This is a genomic window from Sterolibacterium denitrificans, assembly GCF_900174485.1.
GTDB lineage: Bacteria > Pseudomonadota > Gammaproteobacteria > Burkholderiales > Rhodocyclaceae > Sterolibacterium > Sterolibacterium denitrificans.
Genome location: NZ_LT837803.1, coordinates 1903813 through 1923638, shown reverse-complemented (window position 1 = coordinate 1923638; position 19826 = coordinate 1903813). Strand labels below are relative to the sequence as shown.

Here is a 19826-nt window from a genome sequence, read left to right as displayed (position 1 = left end):
ATGTTGGTGAGCCGGGTTTATGCGGTGTTACTGCGGGTTATTGCTGCATGTGCCGTTTCCCTAGCGTTCGAGGATGGCGACCACGCCCTGGCCGCCGGCGGCGCAGATGGAAATCAGGCCGCGCCCGCTGCCGCGCGCGGCCAGCATCTTGGCCAGCGTGGCCAGGATGCGTCCGCCCGTTGCGGCAAAGGGGTGCCCCGTCGCCAGGGAGCTGCCATTGATGTTGAACTTCGCCATGTCGATGCTCCCCAGCGTTTCCGCGCGCCCAAGCCGCTCGCGGCAGAATGCCGGATCCTGCCAGGCCTTCAGCGTGCACAGCACCTGGGCGGCGAAGGCTTCGTGGATTTCGTAGAAATCGAAGTCCTGCAGTTTCAGGCCGGCGCGATCCAGCATGCGCGGCACGGCGTAGGCGGGCGCCATCAGCAGGCCTTCCTTCTTGTTCGCGAAATCCACGGCGGCGACTTCGGAAAAGCTCAGGTAGGCCAGCACCGGCAGCCCGCGCTCGCGCGCCCAGTCTTCGCTGGCCAGCAATACGCAGGAGGCGCCATCGGTCAGCGTCGTCGAATTGGCCGCGGTCAGCGTGCCGGCGGCGCGGTCGAAGGCGGGTTTCAGCGTGGCGAGTTTTTCTGCCGTGATGTCCGGACGCAGGTTGTTGTCGCGATTCAGGCCGAGAAAGGGCGTCACCAGATCGCTGAAGAAACCGCGCTCGTAGGCGGCCGTCAGCTTGTGGTGGCTTTCGACGGCCATCTGGTCCTGGTCTTCGCGGGCGATCTGCCACTCCTTGGCCATCAGCTCGCAATGCTCGCCCATGGACAGGCCGGTACGCGGCTCGGTATTGCGCGGCAGCAGCAGCTTGAAGAACATGCCGGGACGCAGCTTCGAGGCACCGGCCAGCCGCCGGCCCAGGGTCTTGCTGCGGTTGATTTCGAGCAGGATCTTGCGCATGCGCTCATTGACGCCGATCGGCGCGTCCGAAGTGGTATCGACGCCGCCGGCAATGCCGGCTTCGATCTGCCCCAGGGCGATCTTGTTGGCGACCAGTATCGCCGCTTCGAGGCCCGTGCCGCAGGCCTGCTGCAGATCGTAGGCCGGCGTTTCCGGCGCCAGGGTGGTCGACAACACGGATTCCCGCGTCAGGTTGAAATCGCGCGAATGCTTGATGACGGCGCCGGCCGCCACTTCGCCCAGGCGCAGGCGATGCAGGTTGCAGCGGTCGATCAGTCCTTGCAATGCCGCCGTCAGCATCTGCTGATTGGAGGCTTCGGCGTAGGCGGTATTGGAACGGGCGAAGGGAATGCGGTTGCCGCCGAGGATGGCGACACGACGGATGGAATTACCGGTCATTGCATGACTCCATTGAACGAGTGGTCGAGCGTGCGCCGACGCACATACAGGGTTTTGCTGACTGAGGCGACGATATCGTGCTGCTGGTCGTAAACCTGGACATCGACGACCGGCTCGCTCTTGCCGCCGCCGATGGTTTCCTGCCGGATGCGCTCGAGCAATGGCGCATTGACGTGAAATTCGCACCAGACCCGACCGCGGCCGGGCTTGCGGAAATCGATCGTCGCCGACTTGTCCCAGACGACGTAACCCGGCCCCAGGTTCTGCTTGAGCAGCAAGGCATAGATCGAGTCGGTCATGGCAAACAGCGAGCCGCCGAAATGCGCGCCCCACATGGTGCTGTTGCTGATGCGCTGGCGCATGGCGACACGGGCGTAGCGAAAGTCGCCGGAGAGTTTTTCGAGGCGGATATGCGCCCCGAGCAAGGGTGGAAAAACGGCAAAACCCAGGCGCAGCATCCAGGGCCGCAAGCGGGTGTCGGCGAAGCGCCCTTGCCGCAGCCGGCTCATGAATGCCAGACGCCGCGCAGATGCGGCTTCTCGCCGCGTTCGTCCTTGACCTCGAAGGTCTGGCCGGCGGCTTCGGTATAGGAATCGGCCCACAGCGTCGCCTTGCCCGGCAGAAAAAGGGGCGTCTTGAATTCGATGCTGGCTTCTGCGCTGTCGATGGCGCGTGCCGGCAGCAGGGCGGCCAGCGCTCGCGCCTTGGTCCACATGCCATGCGCGATGGCGCGCTGGAAGCCGAAGGCCATGGCGGCAAAGCGGTTCATATGGATGGGATTCAGGTCGCCCGAGACCGCGCCGTAACGGCGGCCGATATCGGCTTCGACCGTCCATTCCTGCATCGCCTGCGCCGCCTGCACCTCGGCAATCCGGCTTTGATAGGGCAACCCCAGCGGATTGCGGATGCCGGTGCGCAGATAGGTGCTGGTGCTTTCCCAGGCCAGCACGCCGCCGGCATGCATCTGCGTGAGCAGGGTGAAGGCCTGTCCCTTTTCATGCGCCAGCGGAATCCCGCAGCGAACCTCGATGCGCACTCGCTGATCCGGCGAGAGCGGCGCATGCTGGCGCACCGCGTTCGCCAGATGCACCATGCCCAGCATGGCGTAGGGAAACCGGCTGTCCGCCATCAGCATCATGTGCAGCGGAAAGGCCAGCATGTGCGGATAAGTCAACGGCACGCCATGCGCCGCCTGAAAGCCGCACAGCGCCGCATAGCGCGCAACGTGCCCGGCATCCAGGGACAGGTCGGGGCGCACCAGGCTGATTGCCGGCATGGGCGCTACGCGATTTTTCTTGCGTACCGACATCAAGGCGGCCATGTAGAGCCGCAGGGGCGCGGGCGGCGCGTGTATTTGGCGGATTTCCAGCGGTTCCATATCCATGTGGATCAGTGCTTTCGAGTTCCGCGATCAGGCGCCGATCAGACTCTGGCCGCAGACGCGGACGACGTTGCCGCTGATTCCCGTCGAAGCCGGACAGGCGAACCAGGCGATGGTCTCGGCGACGTCTATCGGCTGCCCGCCCTGGTTCATCGAATTCATCAGCCGCGCGGCGGTACGGATGGTGAAGGGAATGGCATCGGTCATCTGGGTTTCGATGAAGCCGGGCGCGACGGCATTGATGGTGATGCCACGCTCGCGCAGCAGCGGCGAGACGCTCATGCTGTTGACCATGCCGATCACCCCGGCCTTGGAGACCGCATAGTTGGTCTGCCCCAGATTGCCGGCAATGCCGCTGATCGAGGAAACGCAGACGATGCGGCCATTGCGCTTGATCGCCTCGGCAGCCAGCAATGCGTCGTTGATCCGCTCCTGGGCGCTGAGATTGACGTTGATCACCAGATCCCACAACTCCTGTTTCATGTTGGCGATGGTCTTGTCGCGGGTGATGCCGGCGTTATGCACGATGATGTCGATCCCGCCCTGCGCCTGCGCGGCCGCGACCATTTTCTGCGGCGCGTCGGCAGCGGTGACGTCCAGGGGCAGGGCGATGCCGTCGAGCTTGCGGGCGACGGCCGCAAGCTCGGCTTCGGCTTGCGGCACATCGACGCAAATCACCTTGGCGCCGTCGCGCGCCAGCACCTCGGCAATCGAGGCGCCGATGCCGCGCGAAACGCCGGTGACCAGCGCGGTCTGGCCAGCCAGCGGCTGCAGCCAGTCGGCAACCGGAAACGGCGTGGCATTGCCGGCAATGCGCACCACCTGCGCCGAAACGTAGGCGGAACGCGGTGAAAGCAGAAAGCGCAAGGTCGATTCGATGTTGCCTTCCGCGCCTTCGGCGACATACACCAACTGGGCGGTACAGCCACGCCGGATTTCCTTGCCCAGCGAGCGCGTCATGCCTTCCAGCGCCCGCTGGGCCGTAATCTGGCGCGGCGTGCTGCAGGATTCCGGCGGGCGGCCGAGAATGATCACCCGTCCGCATCGGTCGAGCGAGCGCACGGTGTCGTGAAAGAAACGATGGAGCGCCACCAACTGACTGCTCTCGTTGATGCGGCTGGCGTCGAAGACCAGCGCCTTGATCCGCTCGCCTTGCTTCCCGCCCCTGGCTGGCGGCACGAAACGACCCGTCATCAAGCCGGCCTGATTGGCCGCGCCGATCCAGTCGGGCGCCTCGCCATGCGCCAGAACATTCGCCTTGATGGCGGCCAGCACGCCGACCACGGCCTCCAGCAAGCGGCCGTTGCCGGCGCTGCCGAGCACGATGCTGCCTTTGATCAGCGGCGCCTTGACGTCCGGGCGGTAGCGTTCGAGCACCGGCGGCCTGGGCAGGCCCACCAGCCCCACCAGCTTGCTGCCCAGGGTTGAATTGGCGAATTGCATGTATTTGTCTGTCATTGCAGGAAGACCCTCTGGGATTGCTTACCCTGGCTATCGATCAGGCAAGGATTCAAACGATTGTTTCAATCTAGCAGCAATTCATGAATCATGCAATATGGAATCGAAACGATGCGGTGAACCGTTTCGGGGGGGGGGAGGGCAGTGGCATCGGCGGCATCGGTGGAGCAGATCCCGATCCCGTAGCCCGTGCCATTCCAGCATGGCCGCCTCAGGGCAAGCGTGATTTCCTGGCTGACAGGAACTATTTCACGAACCGGCCTTCACATCATGGCTGCTTGCAGCTTCTCTCGCTACAATAAAACCAAGTATGGCAACACGGCAACAAAGCGCTGGAGCAGGGAAGACAGCAAGGAAGAGGGTGGCGGCAGCAATCCCATAAACAAATGTCGTTACAGGAGGAGATCACCATGACAGCAGCCAGCAAATCCGGTGTTGCCGAGCGGCGGCGGCACCCCGCGAATCGCGAAACCTTCGATGGCGTCTTTTCCCGCGTCGAGCCTTTCCTCGATCCGGAAACCGGCTGGACTGGCCAGCCGCTCGAACATCTTGCCTACAACGTGCTGCGCGAAAAATATCCGCACATGAGCGAAGACGAGTTGAACAAATACTTCATGGCCGCCAAGCGCGCGTTCAAGGAACGCAACGAAACGGAGTGAAATTCCGCCGTTTCACACCACCCGAAGGCCCGCCACGCATGCGGGCCTTTGTTTTTGAAAAGCCCCGGGCCAGCCTCGCGAATCCCCGAACAAACCTCGAACATTTGTATCGTCCCGGCAGCCGCCAGAAATATCTGTAGCAATAAACTGACAGAAACCTACATAATCCTTACGTCGTATAGCATAATACTAACGCCATAGCCGCCAAACACTCTGGACGAGTGGCGCAGGATGGCGGCATGACTACAAACATGGATAAACCACAAGGGGAACAAGCATGAAGAAAATCTGCCTTGCCAGCAGCCTGTGTGCCGCCTTGGGTCTTACCTTTAGTGGTAACACCCTGGCCGACACCCAGTTCAACCTCAGCGGTTTCGGCACCTTCGGTGTCACGCACAGCAACGAGAGGGAGGCCGATTATCGCAGCCTCGTATTTCAACCCAATGGGCCGGGCAATAGCGGGGCGTGGCGCTCTGGCGTCGACACCAAGGCGGGCGCTCAGCTCTCGGCCAACTTCGGCAACGGTCTGACGGGCATTGCCCAGGTCGTCGTCGATCATCGCGGCGACAACAGCTATTCGCCGCTCGTCGAATGGCTCAATCTCAAGTACAACGTCAACAACAACTTGTACGTCCGCGCCGGCCGCATGCTGCTGCCCACCTTCATGGTTTCGGAAACGCGCAACATCGGCTACGCTCAGACGGCCGTGCGCATGCCCACCGAACTGTATTACCTGAACCCGATTACCCACATGGACGGCATCGACATCGGCGCGAATGTCGATATCGGCGGCGGCAACCTGGCAGTGACGCTGAACGTGGGCAAGAGCAAGGACGTCATGAAGGCCTACAAACTCGAGGGACGCCGCCTGGCCAACTTGGGGGTAACGTACGAAATCGGCGCTTCGCAGTTCCATGCCAACTATCTCAAGAGCAAGCTCAGCATCAAACCCTACGACAACCACGCTCCCGGCACTACCGCCAATCTGAATGCGTATTTCCAGAGTGTCGCCGCGCTGCAGAGCGTTCCGGCCACCGGTTATTCCACGCCCAACATCCTGATCAACGATCTGGACACCAAGCTCTGGTCGCTGGGCTACAGCTATGATGCCAACAACTGGATCGTGCAGACGGAATACGCTCGCCGCAAGGTCGATGGGCAATTGGTGCGCGATCTCGAGGCAGCGTACGTCCTGGCCGGTTATCGGGTCGGCAAGTTCACCCCCTATCTGACCATCAGCCGGCTACGCGACAAGGAGTCTGCCGCGTATCCGCCGGCCGTTCTGCTTGGCGATCCATTTAATCCAAACCCGTTACAGCCGATCTCCATGGCCGCGCTCGTCGTGAATCTTACCGATGCCTCGGCGATCCGCGAAGAACAGAAGGCCTTTGCCGCCGGCGTTCGCTATGATCTGATGCCCAATGTCGCTCTCAAGGCGCAGTTCGAAGTCATCAAGAAACCGGGCAGTATTGCCAGTCCGAATGCGGGCAGCTTCGCCAACGCCTCGCCGCTATTCACTACCAGTGATCGCAGCATCAAGTTGTTCACGGCCACCGTCGACTTCCTGTTTTGATGCCCCGAGGAGAAATGCACATCATGAAGATCCACAAACATGGTTTGATCGCAGCACTGCTGTTTTCCGCAGCATTGCCCGCGTTGGCGCAATCGGTGGCGGTCATCGTCAATCCGGGCAACGCCCATCCCCCCTCGGCTGAACAGATTGCCAGCATCTTCCTGGGCAAGTCCAACGAGCTGGCCGCCATTGACCTGCCGGACGGCAATGCGGTGCGTTCGGCCTTCTACCAGAAGGTGACAGGCAAGGACGGCGCCCAATTGAAGGCCTATTGGGCCAAGCTGGTGTTCACCGGCAAGGCCCAGCCGCTGAAGGAGGGCGCCTCGGACGCCGAAGTGAAGAAATTCGTCGCCGGCAATCCAACGGCGATCGGCTACATTGACAAGGCCGCCGTCGATGGTTCGGTCAAAGTAGTCCTTACTCCTTGAAAACCTGCTGAAAACTTTTTTCTGCATACGCGAGATACCCGGACAAGTCTGGATTCACGACTTGTCCGGGTATGCGTTCCGGAGCCGGAGCCAGAGCGCTTCCTGCAGGGCGCTCGCGCAGAAAAAGTTGTAGACGCTATAACGATAACAACATCAACGTATTTTCTCGTTTCGATAATGCAGACACATAGCACGACGACTGTTTTTTCGGAGGCCCGGTCATGTCGATAGGCAAACGTCTGGCGATCCTCGTTGTTGTCACCCTGATCGCCCTGATTGGCACCGGAGTTTATGGTTTGCTCCAGCTCAGAAGTCTGCAAAGCCATTTTGAGAATGTGACAGAGCGCTCGGTGCCTTCGCTGATTGCCATGAGCAATGTCAGCGACCAGTTCAAGGAGGCGCGCGCCCTGTTGCTGGCCTTGCTGATGGAAGAGGATGACGATCTGCGCAAGGCATTCGCGCAAAAGGTTGCCGAAACCCGTGCAGCATTGAAGCAGGCGACCCAGGACTACGCCCAGGTGCCGGGAGCGAAGGATTCGGCCCAGGCGCTCGATCCCATCGTTGACGGCTACAGCCAAGCGATCGATGCCGTCCTGGAAGTGGCGGACAAACGCGACCTTGCCCAATTGGCGCTGTATACCAAGGTAATTCCAGCCGAGCAGGCGCTCTCCGCATTTCTGGGCGACTCACAGAAAAAGCTGCTGGATAACCAGCATACGCTGCAGAAACAGGTGACCACCGCCAACACGCGCTCCTTTTCGATCTATGTCGTCGTCACCCTCGTAACCTCCATCATCGTTGCCATTCTCGGCTTCATGCTGCATCGCTCGGTCACGGGCTCACTCACCGAAATGACGGCTACGATGAGAAACGTGGCCAGCAACCTCGATTTTCGCCAGCGCCTCACCGTGAAGTCCAGGGATGAAGTCGGCGCCACGGCAACGGCCTTCAACAGTCTGCTGGACACCGTGCAGGCCAGCCTGCGCGAGATCGCCCAGTCAATGGATACCTTGAGTTCGGCTACCAGCCGCCTCAACAATTCCACGCAGGAAATACGCAACATTTCCGAGCAGACCAGCGATTCCTCTTCTTCCGTATCCGCCACCGTTCAGCAGGTTACGGTGAGCATCGACCATATTGCGACACAAACCGAGCAGGCGGAAAAGCTGTCGCGGGAGTCAGGCCATCAGGCGACGGCCGGCGGAGAAGTGATTTGCAGCACCATCGAACAAATCCGCTCCATCGCCGATACCGTGGACTCGGCGGCCGTCAGCATCAGCGATCTGCGCAACCAGATCGCCAGCATTTCCACGGTGCTCAATGTCATCCGCGACGTGGCCGAGCAGACCAATCTGCTTGCGCTCAATGCGGCCATCGAAGCGGCACGCGCCGGCGAGCACGGCCGGGGGTTTGCGGTCGTGGCCGATGAAGTCCGCAAACTGGCCGAGCGCACCTCGTCGTCTACCCGTGAAATCGCCAGCCTGATCCAGTCCATACAGGAAAGCGCCACCAACGCCGTCACGACCATGCAGATCGTCGTCGAGCGGGTCGGCGAGGGCGTCAACAACGCCAGCACGGCAAACGATGCGCTCGACAGCATACGGCAAGGCTCGGACAAGGTTCTGCTGACGGTTTCCGAAATTGCCACTTCCATTCGTCAGCAAAGTTCGGCTTCGGCGCACATTGCCGATCAGTTCCAGCGTATCGCCAACATTTCCGAAGAAGCGCGCCGGACCGTTGCCGACACTACGCAAAGTACGCAGGAACTCGAACAACTGGCCATCCGCCTGAACGACGCCGTCAAGCGCTACCGGATCTGAATGCCCGCAGTTATGCGCGCTGCCTGATTCACAGTCACAGCACGGCGGGCTCACGACACGGTATACGACGCGCATTCAGGCTCAGACAGGCTCCGATTGGATTCAATATTCCCAAGTTCCTTCACTTCAGTATTTTTATTAACATAATCCATATTATGCGCAATAGACCGTAACCGCTATTTGCGGTCCCACCACTCGCGGCCTGTGCGTTCTCGGGCATAACGAAAGAACTCAACCCCAGCGTGCAGGCCATGAGCAGCACTAGCACTGCACGCGACAGAAAACCCGACCAGAACGCCCTTTTCTTCGGGTTCTTCTCCGTTTCCTCGTGCACCTCGGCCAGCACCTGCGCCGGGTCGAGGTTCAGCGTGATGGCGATCTTTATACACGCGTAAGGCGACATGATCACGTCGCCTTTTCTCCATCTGCTGACTTCCTGCTTTTTGAAGTCCAGCCGCTGCGCCAACGCGTAATCCGATGTAATCCCCAGTCTTTCCTTGGCGGCATCCAGATAGTCCGTGGTTTTCATGGCGGCATTCCTCGCGGTTTGAGGTTTGCAGGGTAGTCCTATTTTGTTGACTTGACAACGTCACAGACATGTGACTATATTCCGGACGTCACATGTTTGTGACTATCTCAAACAAGGAGCACGTCATGAAAGTAAAAGTGATTGGTGTAAAGCGTCTGTCAGGTGTGGGTAAGGAAAGCGGAAAGCCTTTTGATTTTGCTCAGATTTCTGTTTTGAGGCCGGTAGAGCCGGCTACTTCTGAGAAGTTCAGTCTTGAAGGCTACGGTTTCGAGGTTGCCGATCTCGATCTGGCGACGGATGCCGTCGCCAAATTCCGCGACGTGCGCTTCCCGGCCGAGCTCGATCTACAGGTCGATAACGTTCCTGGTCGGAAGGGTCTGCGCTCGGTGGTGACGGGTTTTTCTGCCCAGGTGGTTTCGGCGGGGGTGGCCGGCAAGGCCGCAGCATGATTTTTTTCGTCTGCCGCGATGTCGCGGCGGACGAAAAAAAACAGTTGCAGTTACTAGTACCACTGCAACTAAGTCCCACAACTGAGACTTTTTAGACCATTTTGACCGGAAATGAATCTATATGTCCCCAATCTGTGACTGGCTGACTGGCGTTCATCGATACCGGATTCCGGTGCGTTCGACCGAAGGCGGACGCATCATGAAAATCGACCGGGACGGCTGCATCGAATGGGAGCGCCGCGACTGGGAGCAAATCCGCTGCCCGTCGTCGGATACGTCGTTACGCATCCGCTGCGACGGTGAAAAGCTCCAGTTCTCCGGTAACGTGGGCCGGTTCCAGCAAACCGACAACGTCAAGGGCATCGGCGTTGTCCAGTGCGTCGAACGCTTCGGCGGCATCCTGCGCGATCTGGGCTTCGATGTACGCATGTTTGGCTCGGTGCTCTCTCAAGGCACTGTAGCCGAGTCCGGAACGACTATTTCCCGGGTTGATTTGGCCGGCAACTTCAAGGTTAGCGATTACAAGGCATGGAGCACGATCTTGCTGCAACGCCCGATTTTCCGGCGTCAGCCGCGCCTGGGTAAGTACGGCCCGACGTGGGGCTATGAGTCTCGCCGTGCGAATTGGTGGAAAGCCAAGGTGTATGACAAGCAAGCGGAGCAGGACGGCAAGCGCGGCCCGTATGACGGCGCAACGCTGGCCCGCTTTGAAATCCAGTTGGGAAGTGAATACCTCAAGCGTGAGGGTTTGAATTATCTGAATGTGTGGAACCAGAAAAGTGAGGGTGAAGACATGGCGCAAGTGATCTATGGACGGTTTTTGAATGAAATTCAGCGCGAACAGGTTGGTGTGGAAGACTGGAGCGAAATTCCGTTCCGGCTGCGCACCTACGCGATTTTATGGCGCGATGGGCAACTGCCTCAGATGTCACGATCAACATTTTTCCGTGTCCGTTCCCGGCTCAAGGATTACGGCATCGATATCAGCGTGCCGTGCAACGTCTTGAGCTTGAGTAAGCGCGTCCGGTCGATTGATCTGGTTCAGGTCGATGCATTGCGGCAAGTCGCTTAAAGGGGGGAATCCGTATGAGCCACGGCCGTCCAGCTTTCAAAACCTACTTCCTCGCCCGCCAGGCCGATCTGTTCCCCGATCTGGCCTATCAGGCATACCTTGAAAACCGCTACCCCTACCTCCGCGCCATGCGCGAAGCCCTGAATTTGGACGTTTCGTCCAAAACCCCGCCGGGGGTATTCCCGGCAAATTGTAAGGAGTTCAAAAAATGAAGCTGATCCAAAAAACCGCTGGTGGTCTGACCCTCTCCGGTCTGGCTGTTTCTGCTCAAGCCGCTGTGCCGGAAAGTGTGACCAATGCGCTGACCGCTGCCAGTACCGATGGCGCTACGGTTGCCGGTCTGGTGATCGCTGCGATCGTCGCGATCTTCGCTTTCGCCCTCATGCGCAAAGCCCTGAATTAATGGGCGCGCTGCACTCCGGCCATTGCTACGCATCAGCCGAAGCTGCAGCGTCGGCGCTTTGGTCGTCGGTGTCCCCGGTCGTCGTACCGGGTTCATCGACGATTCTGCAACCCAATCCGCCGCCGATTATTCACGCCGTCCGTTACAGCAGTGGTTGGAAGATTTCTAAGTATGAAGGCGACACGCTCAAGAGTACGCATTCTGTCCCGTCGGTTTCTTTTGCGGCGTGTGATCCGGCTGATTCTGCTCTTGACGGTATCGCGCTGGCGTGGCTGGTAGTCGGTGTTTGGGCCGTCGCTTGGGGCTTTCATATTCTCCGTCGTTCTCTTGGTTGGGGGTGGTAAATGTTGATGCTCGATCCGTATTTCGTCGCCGGGTTTATTGCCATCGTCGGCGCTGCCTGGATTTCGTTTCGATGAAATCAGTATTGACAATCCTGACCTTGTTGCTTGCATTTCCGGCAGCTTCGTACGCTTCTGCGCTGGCCTTGGTTCCCCAAGCGCTCCCCGAGAACATAAAGGTTCGCGCGCCTCTCTCGGCGGCTCCTCAGTTTGCACCAGTTGGCAAGGTTCTCATCGGAAACGGCGCTGTTCCCGGCTCTGCGTTCGCTGCGAATCAAAGCCTGGCCAGCATCGGGAATTCGTCTTTTCCCGTTTCGATTGCTCGAAATGCATCCCCTTCTGCCCTTTCCAAACTGGGTCGGAATCTCTTGCGTCTTTCAGGCTGGGGGGCTCTCGCCATGCTTGGGCTCGATTTGCTGGAAGGTCTTTTTCAGGGTGATGACGATCAGATTTTGATCGATGAGCCTAAGACTTTGGGCAATTTGCCTCTTTATCAAGATCTCTTGGGTAGTGGTCTTCCATCTAGTGTGCGTATGCAACAATGCGGCTGGGATCAAAATTATGCCGCTACGGTTACTTGCGCTACTACTTATTTGGCGACGACTGCAAATACAGTCATTGCCAAGCGCCAGCGCAGTTCTGTTACTTCTGGTATCACTTTCTACTCTTATGATCTTTTTTACTGTAACCCGGGCTATTACTTTAACCCGTCTGTGTATACATGCGTTTGGGGCACTCTTGAAACCAAACGCCCTGCCACGGATGATGAAATCGAAACCCTTATCGCCCAGCATCTGATTGATGAAAATCGCGGCGGTGATTTCCTCGAAAAAGCCATTGAGCATAACCCTAATTTCTGGCCTGAGCTCGGGCCGGTAACTGTAAGCGGACCGGTTTCCGTACCCGGCGAAAACACAGTAACGACAGCCATAGGCCCGGAAGGAACGACGGTCACAGAAACGCAAACCGATTACGATTTGGGTTATGTGGGTGACACGATAACTGTCCAGCAGCGCCTGAAAACCACGATCACCGCGCCGAATGGCGTGGTGACCGAATCCACTGCAGTTTCGTCTGGCTCTGCTGAAGCCACTGCCCCTGCTGCTCCCGAAAAATCCACGTTCTGTGAAGATTTCCCCGACGCATCTGCCTGCGCGGCGTTGGGCGCGCCCGAACAGCCTACCGCGCTGCCGGAAGAGGATCGGGCCGTTTCGATTGCGCCGGAAATGACGGCCGCCGGTGCTTGCCCTGCTCCCCTGCAGTTCAGCATCCTCGGTAAGCCCTTCCAGCTGGCTTTTGACGGTGCCTGTGCCTTTGCGGATGGAATCCGCCCGATCGTTCTTGCGTCTGCCTGGATCGGTGCCCTGCTCTTTCTGTTCAACATTGGAAGGTCTTCATCATGAACTGGGCTGAGTGGCTGACCTATGGCATCAGCGGATGGGTTCTCAAGGGCGCTATGGCACTCGGTTTCGGCGTCGTGACATATACCGGTTGGGACTTCGTGAAGGATCAATTGGAGACGGCTGTAAGCAGTTCTCTAGGCTCGATGAATGCCACGGTTTATCAATTGATGGCGCTGGCCGGATTCGTCGATGCAATCGGCGTCTGGCTTGCCGCTTTCACGGCTGCCGTCACGCTGCTTTCATTCAAGAAACTGGCATTCATGGGATCAGGTTCCTGACATGCTGACCCTGATTACCGGCACGCCTGGCGCTGGGAAAACGGCCTATGCCGTTTATGAGCTCTCGGAGCTCATCAAATGTGCACCGCGTCCTGTGATCGTGATGGGCATTCCCGACCTCAAGATTTCTCACGAGGTCGCCCCCCAGGTCGAACACTGGACGCGTGCTGTTCCCTCGCCGGAAGATGAATCTGTGATTGAGCACGAATTCACCTTTCCCGAAGGTTCCCTCGTCGTCATTGATGAGGCTCAAAAGGTTTTCCGGCCCAGGGCGACGAGCTCGAAAGTCCCGCCTCACGTTGCCGCCTTTGAAAAGCATCGGCATTTGGGTCTGGACTTCTGGCTGATCACACAGCATCCGAATTTGCTTGATCCCAACGTGCGCCGGCTCGTCGGCAAGCATGTTCACCTGCGTGGCCATTGGGCCGGCCGTGAGCTGCTGGAGTGGCCAGAAGTCGCCGATCCGGAAAGCCGCTCTGATCGCCGCGTGGCGATCAAGGAGCGTTACACGCTCCCCAAAAAAGCCTTTGGACTCTACAAATCGGCGTCCCTGCACATCAAGCAAAAACGCCGGATTCCCAAAGTCCTTTATGTCTTCCTGATTTTGCTTCTCGTCATTGGCTTCCTTGGTTTCAAAGCCTTTGATCGCGTCGCCTCTGCGATCAAGGGCGAGGACGCCAACGCTTTTCATCCGCCGGCGGAAACCGCTGCCGCCCTGCCTTCGTCTTCCCGATCCGCATCCGGCCAGATTTCCGAAATCTCGTATCAAGATTTTTTACCACGATTTAAAGGTCGGCCAGAATCTGCGCCGATCTACGATCCTGTCCGCAAAGTGATCAACGTCCCGCACGTCGCCGGCTGTGCGGCCATGCAAGATCGCTGCACTTGCTACACCGACCAAGCTACTGATTCTGGCTTGACGGATGCAGAATGCCGCGCCTGGCTGACGCGCCCGCCGTTCCAGCCCTATCGAGCGATCTACCCAGTCGATCAGCGATCACCGAAAGCTGATCAAGGCTCGGTCTGAAACCTCTTGTCCCTGCAGACAATATCCAAGTTTCAGCGCGTGACATCGAGCAGACCGCCGCCAGCCCGGGAGGGTGGCGGGGTTTCGGGCTGTGATACCAGCGAGTGGGAGCTTGCGACCCGAGCCGTGAGGACAGATCGGCGGCACGGTCGGAACTGGCACAGGTCGTTTTACACGGCCGCCGGGCCGTGGCGTTCTGTCAAGCTTTATGCGGTCGCTGGGCTGTGGCGCTCGCCGATTTCATTACATGAAAATATTCTTCTCACATAACGGGCTATTATGCGCAATCTATGATGCGTTACATATGCCCCCTACACGTCGGTAGCGAAACCCATAATTAACCAACTTGCCAAAATAAGCCAACTGAAATAGAGTGCGCCCGTGGAAAAGCGAACCCCGCACTTCTTGGTAGAGGCTGGCAAGGTGCGCACCACACATGCGGCACGTACTGGTGCAAATGAATTGGGGCTTGCCTTCTCCGATATGCTGGATGTAGTGATGGCACTGATGCCAGCGGACTTCTACAAGAGCATGACCACCCATGCCGATCACACGGTATGGCAGGACGTATACCGCCCCAGCACGCAAGCGGGCGACGTGTACCTGAAGCTGACGGTCATCGATGACGTACTGATCGTGTCTTTCAAGGAGCTATGACCATGAAATGTCCTGTTTGCGGCGCGGCGAAACTGATCCATGACACCCGCGACCTGTCCTACACCTACAAGGGTGAAACTACCGTCATTGCAGCGGTGACGGGCGACTTCTGTCCGGCCTGCGCCGAGTCGATACTGGATGTAGCGGAATCGAAGCGCGTCATGCGCGAGATGCGCGTTTTCTCCAGGCAGGTGAATGCGGTCATCGTTGATCCGGGTTTCATCACGAGCGTGCGCAAGAAGCTCAATCTTGACCAGCGCGAGGCTGCCGAAATCTTCGGCGGCGGTATCAACGCTTTTTCGCGCTACGAGAACGGCAAGACCAAACCGCCGCTGGCTTTGGTCAAGCTATTCAAGCTGCTGGATCGTCACCCTGACCTGCTCAACGAGGTCAGAACCGCCTGACTTCTCGAAATCCGGTCTCAGCGCCCGGCAGCCGAAGCCGGCACCAGCAGCGCATCGATCGCCGCCAGGTCCTTCTCCCCTGCGCCGCCGCTGACGGACTGCAATTGCAGGCGGCTGACCAGGTAGGTGTAGCGTTCCCGTTGCAGATCGCGGCGGGCGGCAAAGTACTGTTGCTGGGCGTTCAGCACGTCGGTATTGGTGCGGAAGCCCGCCTGCTGGCCGACTTCCATGCCTTGCCGGGTGATTTCCGCCGACTTGACCGCCTGCTCATATGCCGCCACCTGGGCCACGCCATTGACCACGCCCAGATAAGCCTGGCTGGCCTTGATGCGACTGTCTTCGCGGGCGGCATCGACTTCATGCAGCGCCTGGGCGCGGCGGGCGGTTGCCTGGCGACCAAGCGCCGAAGTGCGCCCGCCCTCGTAGATCGGGATGTTCATCTGCACGCCCCAGCGCAGGGTGGCATCGTCGACGGTGTAATAGTTGGGCTCATCCGCCTTTTGCAGCGCGGCGACGAAATTGACGGTCGGCCAATGCCCGGCGCGGGCGCGTTCTTCCTGGCGCGAGTGCACATCCAGCGCCATGCGCGCACGCAGCACGGCAGGGCTTTGTTTGCCCGCCGCATCCAGCCACTGCTCCGGCTGCTGCGGTTCGGGCAGCGTCAGTTGCGGCTCGGCGGCTAAGGGACGCAAGACCGGCACCTGCCCGACCATTTTCCCCAGCTCCAGGCGACGCACTTCGATGGAGCTGCGTGCCGCCGCCTGCTGCGCCTGGGCCAGCGCCACCCGGGCTTTCGATTCCTCGATGTCGGTAACCGAACCGGCGCCCGCCTGCACCAGCCGTTCAGCCGCGCGCAGTTGCTCGGTGGCCGCCGCATGCTGCGAGTCCGCCAGTTGCAGGAGGTCCTCGGCGTAAAGGTAGTTGAAATACGCCTGCGTCAAACGCAGCAGCAGATCCTGCCGTGCCTCCTCGAAAACGGCCTGCGCCAGGGCAGCCTTGGCCTTGCCTTCCTCGTAGGTGGCGAAGCGTTCCATTTCAAATAGCGGCTGCGAAATCTGCAGCCCGCCGGATTTGTTCGTGTAGTCGTGTTTGGTGCGGGGCGCCGTGGTGGTGCGCAGCTCATAATCGAAACGCATCATGCCGAAATTTGCCGAAATCTGCGGCAGCAAAGCGGCGCGGCCGATGGTCTTTTCTTCCTTGCCGACATCCAGCGCGGCCCGAGCCGCCAGAAAACCCGGATCGCGTTGCTGCGCGATACCGTAAAGGTTGACCAGTCCCGCATCCGCCCGGGCGAGATTGCTCGCGCCCAGGGCAAGACAGCTCAGAACAAGCAGGGAAATCCTCATGATCAGCGCTCCGTCATGGCGAAGCGCAGGCGCTTCAGCAAAGGTTGAAACAGGTAGGCCAGCGTGCTGTGCTGACTCATCTTGATCACCACGTCCGCCGGCATGCCCGGCTGTATCTTCTCCGAGCCGAGCCTGGCCAGTTCGGCTGGATCGACCGCCACCCGCGCCACGTAATAGGGCGTCTCGGTGCGCGGATCGGTCATCCGGTCGGCCGAAACATAGGTCAGCTTGCCGGGTACGGTTGGCACCAGGGTGCGATCCAGCGCGGAAAAATGGATGTCCGCCTCCAGCCCGCTGCGCACGTTGTCGATCAGATGCGGCGGAATATGTACTTCGACCACCAGCCCTTCATCCTCGGGCACGATGTCCATCAGCTTCTGCCCCGGCTGCACCACTCCGCCCACGGTATGCACCGTCAGATCCACCACAATGCCGGCAGTGGGCGCCTTCAGCACCACGCGGTCAAGGTCATCGCTGGCCGCCACCATGCGCTCGCGCAGGTCGGCTGCCTTGGCCTGGATGTCGGTCAACTGGCTTTCCACGTCTTTCTTGAAAGCCTCCTTGCTCTGCAGGATTTTCAGCCGGGTTTCGGCAATCTGCCGCTGGGCGCGCGCCTTGTTGGCCGCATCATCACCGCGCCCGCCTTCGAGATAGGCAACCGCCCGCTCCAGCTCGAACATCCGGTTGCGCGGCACGAAGCCCTGCTCGAACAACGGACGCAGGGAGGCCAGCTCCCGGTTGTAGAGTTCGAGCTGGCGGTCCTTGGAAGCCAGTTGCGACTCCAGACCGGCAATCTGTGCATCCAGTCCGGCGATGACTTCCTGGCCGATTCTTTCCTCGCCATACAGGCTGGCCCGCCGGGCGTTGAACAGCTCTTTCTGCGACTGGATGGCCTCCTGCACGGCAGGTTGATCGTGGCGTTCATCCAGAAACCCGGGAAACCGTATGGATGAGCGTCCGTCACGCTCGGCCAGCAGACGCGCCTCGATGGCCGCCACCGTCACCAACTGGCTTTCGACGATATTCATCTGCGCCGAAAACTGCGTCGGACTCAAGCGCAGCAGCGGCTGATCCCTGGCCACGCGCTCGCCCTCCTTCACCAGGATTTCATCGACGATGCCGCCGCGCAGATGCTGGATGGTCTTGCGATTGCCCTCCACCTTCACGAAACCCGGCGCCGGCACGCCCTGGCTGAGCGGCACGAACAGCGCCCAGAGCAGGAACAGCCCTAGGCCGATCAACAACACCCGCTTGCCCCAGCGGGCCGGCTGCTGCTGATCCGTCGGCGCAATGACGATGGGCGCGTTCAGCAGCCGTTCAACCTCCGTATCCGGCGCATCGCGGCGCAACAGGCGCAGCCATTCCCCCAGTTTCATGCTTCTCTCCCCTCCCCTTCCGCTGCTTCATCGTCCGCTTGCTGCGCGGTGTCTGCCTCGTTCTCCTTGCCGATTTCGGCCGGCAGGCTGCGTATGCCCGGCACCGCGCCCTGCTGCATGGCGGCAATCACGTCATCGCGCGGGCCATAGGCCGCCAGCATGCCATCGCGCATCAACAGTATCCGGTCCATCACCGCCAGTGCCGAGGCGCGATGCGAAATCACCACCACAGTGCCCCCCCGTGCCTGCACCGCGCGGATTGCATCGGCCAGCGCCTGCTCGCCAGCCTCATCGAGATTGGAATTCGGCTCGTCCAGCACCAGCAGCGCCGGATCGCCATACAGCGCGCGCGCCAGCGCCACGCGCTGCCGCTGCCCGGCCGAGAGCTGGCCGCCATCCACACCGACGGGCGTATCGTAACCCTTGGGCAGCCGCAGGATCAGCTCATGCACGCCGGCCAGTTTCGCCGCCGCGACAATCGGCTCGCTGGTCAAACCGCCAAAGCGGGCGATGTTCTCCGCCACCGTGCCTTCCAGCAGTTCGGCGCCCTGCGGCAGGTAACCCAGCGCCCGGCCCAGATCGCGCTTGTCCCAGTCGGCCACGTCCGCGCCGTCCAGCCGCACATGGCCCTGGCGTGGCCGCCAGACGCCGATCAAGGCCTTGGCCAGGGTGGTTTTGCCGGCACCGCTCGGCCCGATGACGCCGACCACGCTGCCGCGAGGAATCTGGAAAGCCAGCCCCTTGAGCACCGGCACATCGCCGCCCGGCGGCACCAGCACCACGTTTTCCACCGTCACATGGCCGGAAGGCGCCGGCAGGGGCAGGCGCTCGCGCTCGGCGGGATACCTGGCCAGCAATTCCGCCAGACGAAAGTAGGCCGTGCGCGTGGCCAGCCAGTTCTTCCACACGGCAATGGTCTGATCCACCGGCGAGAGCGCACGGCCCATCAGGATCGAGCCGGCAATCACCGCGCCGCTCGACACCGTGTTGTCCAGCGCCAGCCAGGCGCCGACGCCGAGGATCAGCGATTGCGCGGTCATGCGGATGAAGCGGCTGCTGGCGGCGATCGTGCCGCCCCGCTCGCTGGCCAGGGTCTGCAGCGCCAGCACCTTCTGCTGCTGCTCCGCCCAGCGCGCGCGCACCTGATCCGTCATGCCCAGCGCGGCGATCATCTCGGCATTGCGCAGATTGTTGTTGGCGAACTGCGTGGCGATCAGGGCATGGGCATTCGCCTCCAGCAGCGGCTTGCGCGTGGCCATTTCGTTCATCCAGGCCAGCGCGGCCAGCACCAGCGTGGCGCACAGCGCGAAGAGTCCGATCCACGGATGCAGCAAGGCGCAGGCGAGCAGATAGATCGGCGTCCATGGCAGATCGAAAAACGCGAACACCCCCGGCCCGGCAAGAAACTGCCGCAAGGTCGTCAAATCGTTCAGAGCCTGCGCCGGGGTGCCGCCGGCACGCTGCAGATTGCGTTGGAAGGCCGCCGTGAACACCCGCGCCGACAGCCGCGTATCCAGCGCCGTGCCCATCCGCACCAGCAGGCGCGAACGCACCCACTCCAACCCGCCGACCAGCATGAACAGGCCGACCACCAGCAAGGTCAACACCAGCAAGGTCATGCCATTGCGGCTGACCAGCACGCGATCGTAAATCTGCAGCATGTAGATCGCCGGCGTGAGCATCAGCAGATTGACGACGAAGCTGAAGCCACCCACCCGCAGCAAGGTCTGCCTGAAACCCAGCAGCGCCTCGTCAATTTCCAGTTGTGAATCAAGCAGTTTTTTCATCTGTCTGGCGATATTTTTCAGCAGGGGATTCTAATGCCGGGGCTTCCCCGAACCACAATAAAAACCCCGTCGACCGGAAAGGTGACGGGGT

At 60.3% G+C, this 19826-nt stretch carries 21 protein-coding genes; 13 read left to right on the top strand and 8 right to left on the bottom strand.

Annotation, left to right across the window (positions count from 1 at the left end; translation table 11 throughout):
• Positions 1-60: 60 nt before the first annotated feature.
• The 4 genes from SDENCHOL_RS08675 to SDENCHOL_RS08660 are packed head-to-tail and all read right to left on the bottom strand — an operon-like array spanning position 61 to position 4183.
• Positions 61-1344 carry an acetyl-CoA C-acetyltransferase gene (locus SDENCHOL_RS08675; protein ID WP_154716871.1) on the bottom strand — a complete coding sequence of 428 codons (1284 nt, stop codon included), beginning with the start codon at positions 1342-1344 and terminating at the stop codon, positions 61-63.
• Complete coding sequence (locus tag SDENCHOL_RS08670) at positions 1341-1853, bottom strand: DUF4442 domain-containing protein (protein WP_197706884.1); 513 nt, start codon at positions 1851-1853, stop codon at positions 1341-1343. Before SDENCHOL_RS08670 ends, SDENCHOL_RS08675 begins: the two co-directional genes overlap by 4 nt.
• Entirely contained in the window at positions 1850-2728 is an 879-nt protein-coding gene (locus SDENCHOL_RS08665; RefSeq protein WP_154716870.1) for a MaoC/PaaZ C-terminal domain-containing protein, read from the bottom strand. Before SDENCHOL_RS08665 ends, SDENCHOL_RS08670 begins: the two co-directional genes overlap by 4 nt.
• A 27-nt stretch (positions 2729-2755) precedes the next feature.
• Entirely contained in the window at positions 2756-4183 is a 1428-nt protein-coding gene (locus SDENCHOL_RS08660; RefSeq protein ID WP_154716869.1) for a 3-oxoacyl-ACP reductase, read from the bottom strand.
• Between the two features lie 410 nt (positions 4184-4593).
• Here SDENCHOL_RS08660 and SDENCHOL_RS08655 point away from each other — a divergent pair, with 410 nt between their 5' ends.
• The 4 genes from SDENCHOL_RS08655 to SDENCHOL_RS08640 all read left to right on the top strand — a co-directional run bounded on the left by SDENCHOL_RS08655 (position 4594) and on the right by SDENCHOL_RS08640 (position 8663).
• Positions 4594-4842 carry a hypothetical protein gene (locus SDENCHOL_RS08655; protein ID WP_154716868.1) on the top strand — a complete coding sequence of 83 codons (249 nt, stop codon included), beginning with the start codon at positions 4594-4596 and terminating at the stop codon, positions 4840-4842.
• 277 nt (positions 4843-5119) lie between these two features.
• Positions 5120-6415, top strand: coding sequence for a porin (locus tag SDENCHOL_RS08650; RefSeq protein WP_154716867.1), 1296 nt, complete (start codon positions 5120-5122; stop codon positions 6413-6415).
• A gap of 23 nt (positions 6416-6438) precedes the next feature.
• Positions 6439-6843, top strand: coding sequence for a hypothetical protein (locus SDENCHOL_RS08645; protein WP_154716866.1), 405 nt, complete (start codon positions 6439-6441; stop codon positions 6841-6843).
• A gap of 221 nt (positions 6844-7064) precedes the next feature.
• Complete coding sequence (locus SDENCHOL_RS08640; RefSeq protein WP_154716865.1) at positions 7065-8663, top strand: methyl-accepting chemotaxis protein; 1599 nt, start codon at positions 7065-7067, stop codon at positions 8661-8663.
• A 121-nt stretch (positions 8664-8784) separates the two neighbouring features.
• Here SDENCHOL_RS08640 and SDENCHOL_RS08635 read toward each other — a convergent pair whose 3' ends face one another.
• On the bottom strand, positions 8785-9192 hold the full coding sequence (locus SDENCHOL_RS08635; protein ID WP_154716864.1) for a hypothetical protein: 408 nt from the start codon (positions 9190-9192) through the stop codon (positions 8785-8787).
• A gap of 125 nt (positions 9193-9317) precedes the next feature.
• Here SDENCHOL_RS08635 and SDENCHOL_RS08630 point away from each other — a divergent pair, with 125 nt between their 5' ends.
• The 9 genes from SDENCHOL_RS08630 (at position 9318) to SDENCHOL_RS08590 (ending at position 15226) form a co-directional block, all read left to right on the top strand.
• Positions 9318-9641: a hypothetical protein gene (locus SDENCHOL_RS08630; protein ID WP_154716863.1), complete on the top strand. Its 324-nt coding sequence runs from the start codon at positions 9318-9320 to the stop codon at positions 9639-9641.
• Positions 9642-9762: 121 nt separating this feature from the next.
• On the top strand, positions 9763-10713 hold the full coding sequence (locus SDENCHOL_RS08625; RefSeq protein ID WP_154716862.1) for a phage/plasmid replication domain-containing protein: 951 nt from the start codon (positions 9763-9765) through the stop codon (positions 10711-10713).
• A 14-nt stretch (positions 10714-10727) separates the two neighbouring features.
• On the top strand, positions 10728-10925 hold the full coding sequence (locus SDENCHOL_RS08620) for a hypothetical protein (RefSeq protein WP_154716861.1): 198 nt from the start codon (positions 10728-10730) through the stop codon (positions 10923-10925).
• Positions 10922-11116 carry a major capsid protein gene (locus tag SDENCHOL_RS08615; RefSeq protein WP_154716860.1) on the top strand — a complete coding sequence of 65 codons (195 nt, stop codon included), beginning with the start codon at positions 10922-10924 and terminating at the stop codon, positions 11114-11116. The genes SDENCHOL_RS08620 and SDENCHOL_RS08615 overlap by 4 nt, the downstream gene beginning before the upstream one ends.
• A gap of 415 nt (positions 11117-11531) precedes the next feature.
• Complete coding sequence (locus tag SDENCHOL_RS08610) at positions 11532-12860, top strand: virulence factor TspB C-terminal domain-related protein (RefSeq protein WP_154716859.1); 1329 nt, start codon at positions 11532-11534, stop codon at positions 12858-12860.
• Complete coding sequence (locus SDENCHOL_RS08605; RefSeq protein ID WP_154716858.1) at positions 12857-13138, top strand: DUF2523 family protein; 282 nt, start codon at positions 12857-12859, stop codon at positions 13136-13138. The genes SDENCHOL_RS08610 and SDENCHOL_RS08605 overlap by 4 nt, the downstream gene beginning before the upstream one ends.
• A gap of 1 nt (position 13139) precedes the next feature.
• Positions 13140-14165, top strand: coding sequence for a zonular occludens toxin family protein (locus SDENCHOL_RS08600; protein ID WP_172955042.1), 1026 nt, complete (start codon positions 13140-13142; stop codon positions 14163-14165).
• A gap of 381 nt (positions 14166-14546) precedes the next feature.
• Positions 14547-14822, top strand: coding sequence for a type II toxin-antitoxin system MqsR family toxin (locus SDENCHOL_RS08595; RefSeq protein WP_154716856.1), 276 nt, complete (start codon positions 14547-14549; stop codon positions 14820-14822).
• A 2-nt stretch (positions 14823-14824) separates the two neighbouring features.
• On the top strand, positions 14825-15226 hold the full coding sequence (locus SDENCHOL_RS08590) for a type II toxin-antitoxin system MqsA family antitoxin (RefSeq protein ID WP_154716855.1): 402 nt from the start codon (positions 14825-14827) through the stop codon (positions 15224-15226).
• A 17-nt stretch (positions 15227-15243) separates the two neighbouring features.
• Here the strand turns inward: SDENCHOL_RS08590 and SDENCHOL_RS08585 are convergent, their stop codons facing one another.
• The 3 genes from SDENCHOL_RS08585 to SDENCHOL_RS08575 are packed head-to-tail and all read right to left on the bottom strand — an operon-like array spanning position 15244 to position 19735.
• Complete coding sequence (locus SDENCHOL_RS08585; RefSeq protein WP_154716854.1) at positions 15244-16572, bottom strand: TolC family outer membrane protein; 1329 nt, start codon at positions 16570-16572, stop codon at positions 15244-15246.
• A 2-nt stretch (positions 16573-16574) separates the two neighbouring features.
• Positions 16575-17948, bottom strand: a complete 1374-nt coding sequence (locus SDENCHOL_RS08580; RefSeq protein ID WP_154716853.1) for an HlyD family type I secretion periplasmic adaptor subunit — start codon at positions 17946-17948, stop codon at positions 16575-16577.
• Positions 17945-19735 carry a type I secretion system permease/ATPase gene (locus SDENCHOL_RS08575; RefSeq protein WP_154716852.1) on the bottom strand — a complete coding sequence of 597 codons (1791 nt, stop codon included), beginning with the start codon at positions 19733-19735 and terminating at the stop codon, positions 17945-17947. Before SDENCHOL_RS08575 ends, SDENCHOL_RS08580 begins: the two co-directional genes overlap by 4 nt.
• Positions 19736-19826 lie beyond the last annotated feature (91 nt).

Bases quoted from the DNA above. Each gene is read 5' to 3' on its own strand.
- SDENCHOL_RS08620 (WP_154716861.1), top strand. From the start codon at position 10,728: ATGAGCCACGGCCGTCCAGCTTTCAAAACCTACTTCCTCGCCCGCCAG.
- SDENCHOL_RS08640 (WP_154716865.1), top strand. From the start codon at position 7,065: ATGTCGATAGGCAAACGTCTGGCGATCCTCGTTGTTGTCACCCTGATC.
- SDENCHOL_RS08600 (WP_172955042.1), top strand. From the start codon at position 13,140: ATGCTGACCCTGATTACCGGCACGCCTGGCGCTGGGAAAACGGCCTAT.
- SDENCHOL_RS08585 (WP_154716854.1), bottom strand. From the start codon at position 16,572: ATGAGGATTTCCCTGCTTGTTCTGAGCTGTCTTGCCCTGGGCGCGAGC.
- SDENCHOL_RS08615 (WP_154716860.1), top strand. From the start codon at position 10,922: ATGAAGCTGATCCAAAAAACCGCTGGTGGTCTGACCCTCTCCGGTCTG.
- SDENCHOL_RS08590 (WP_154716855.1), top strand. From the start codon at position 14,825: ATGAAATGTCCTGTTTGCGGCGCGGCGAAACTGATCCATGACACCCGC.
- SDENCHOL_RS08625 (WP_154716862.1), top strand. From the start codon at position 9,763: ATGTCCCCAATCTGTGACTGGCTGACTGGCGTTCATCGATACCGGATT.
- SDENCHOL_RS08575 (WP_154716852.1), bottom strand. From the start codon at position 19,735: ATGAAAAAACTGCTTGATTCACAACTGGAAATTGACGAGGCGCTGCTG.
- SDENCHOL_RS08650 (WP_154716867.1), top strand. From the start codon at position 5,120: ATGAAGAAAATCTGCCTTGCCAGCAGCCTGTGTGCCGCCTTGGGTCTT.
- SDENCHOL_RS08580 (WP_154716853.1), bottom strand. From the start codon at position 17,948: ATGAAACTGGGGGAATGGCTGCGCCTGTTGCGCCGCGATGCGCCGGAT.
- SDENCHOL_RS08665 (WP_154716870.1), bottom strand. From the start codon at position 2,728: ATGGATATGGAACCGCTGGAAATCCGCCAAATACACGCGCCGCCCGCG.
- SDENCHOL_RS08655 (WP_154716868.1), top strand. From the start codon at position 4,594: ATGACAGCAGCCAGCAAATCCGGTGTTGCCGAGCGGCGGCGGCACCCC.
- SDENCHOL_RS08635 (WP_154716864.1), bottom strand. From the start codon at position 9,192: ATGAAAACCACGGACTATCTGGATGCCGCCAAGGAAAGACTGGGGATT.
- SDENCHOL_RS08610 (WP_154716859.1), top strand. From the start codon at position 11,532: ATGAAATCAGTATTGACAATCCTGACCTTGTTGCTTGCATTTCCGGCA.
- SDENCHOL_RS08645 (WP_154716866.1), top strand. From the start codon at position 6,439: ATGAAGATCCACAAACATGGTTTGATCGCAGCACTGCTGTTTTCCGCA.
- SDENCHOL_RS08605 (WP_154716858.1), top strand. From the start codon at position 12,857: ATGAACTGGGCTGAGTGGCTGACCTATGGCATCAGCGGATGGGTTCTC.
- SDENCHOL_RS08670 (WP_197706884.1), bottom strand. From the start codon at position 1,853: ATGAGCCGGCTGCGGCAAGGGCGCTTCGCCGACACCCGCTTGCGGCCC.
- SDENCHOL_RS08660 (WP_154716869.1), bottom strand. From the start codon at position 4,183: ATGACAGACAAATACATGCAATTCGCCAATTCAACCCTGGGCAGCAAG.
- SDENCHOL_RS08630 (WP_154716863.1), top strand. From the start codon at position 9,318: ATGAAAGTAAAAGTGATTGGTGTAAAGCGTCTGTCAGGTGTGGGTAAG.
- SDENCHOL_RS08675 (WP_154716871.1), bottom strand. From the start codon at position 1,344: ATGACCGGTAATTCCATCCGTCGTGTCGCCATCCTCGGCGGCAACCGC.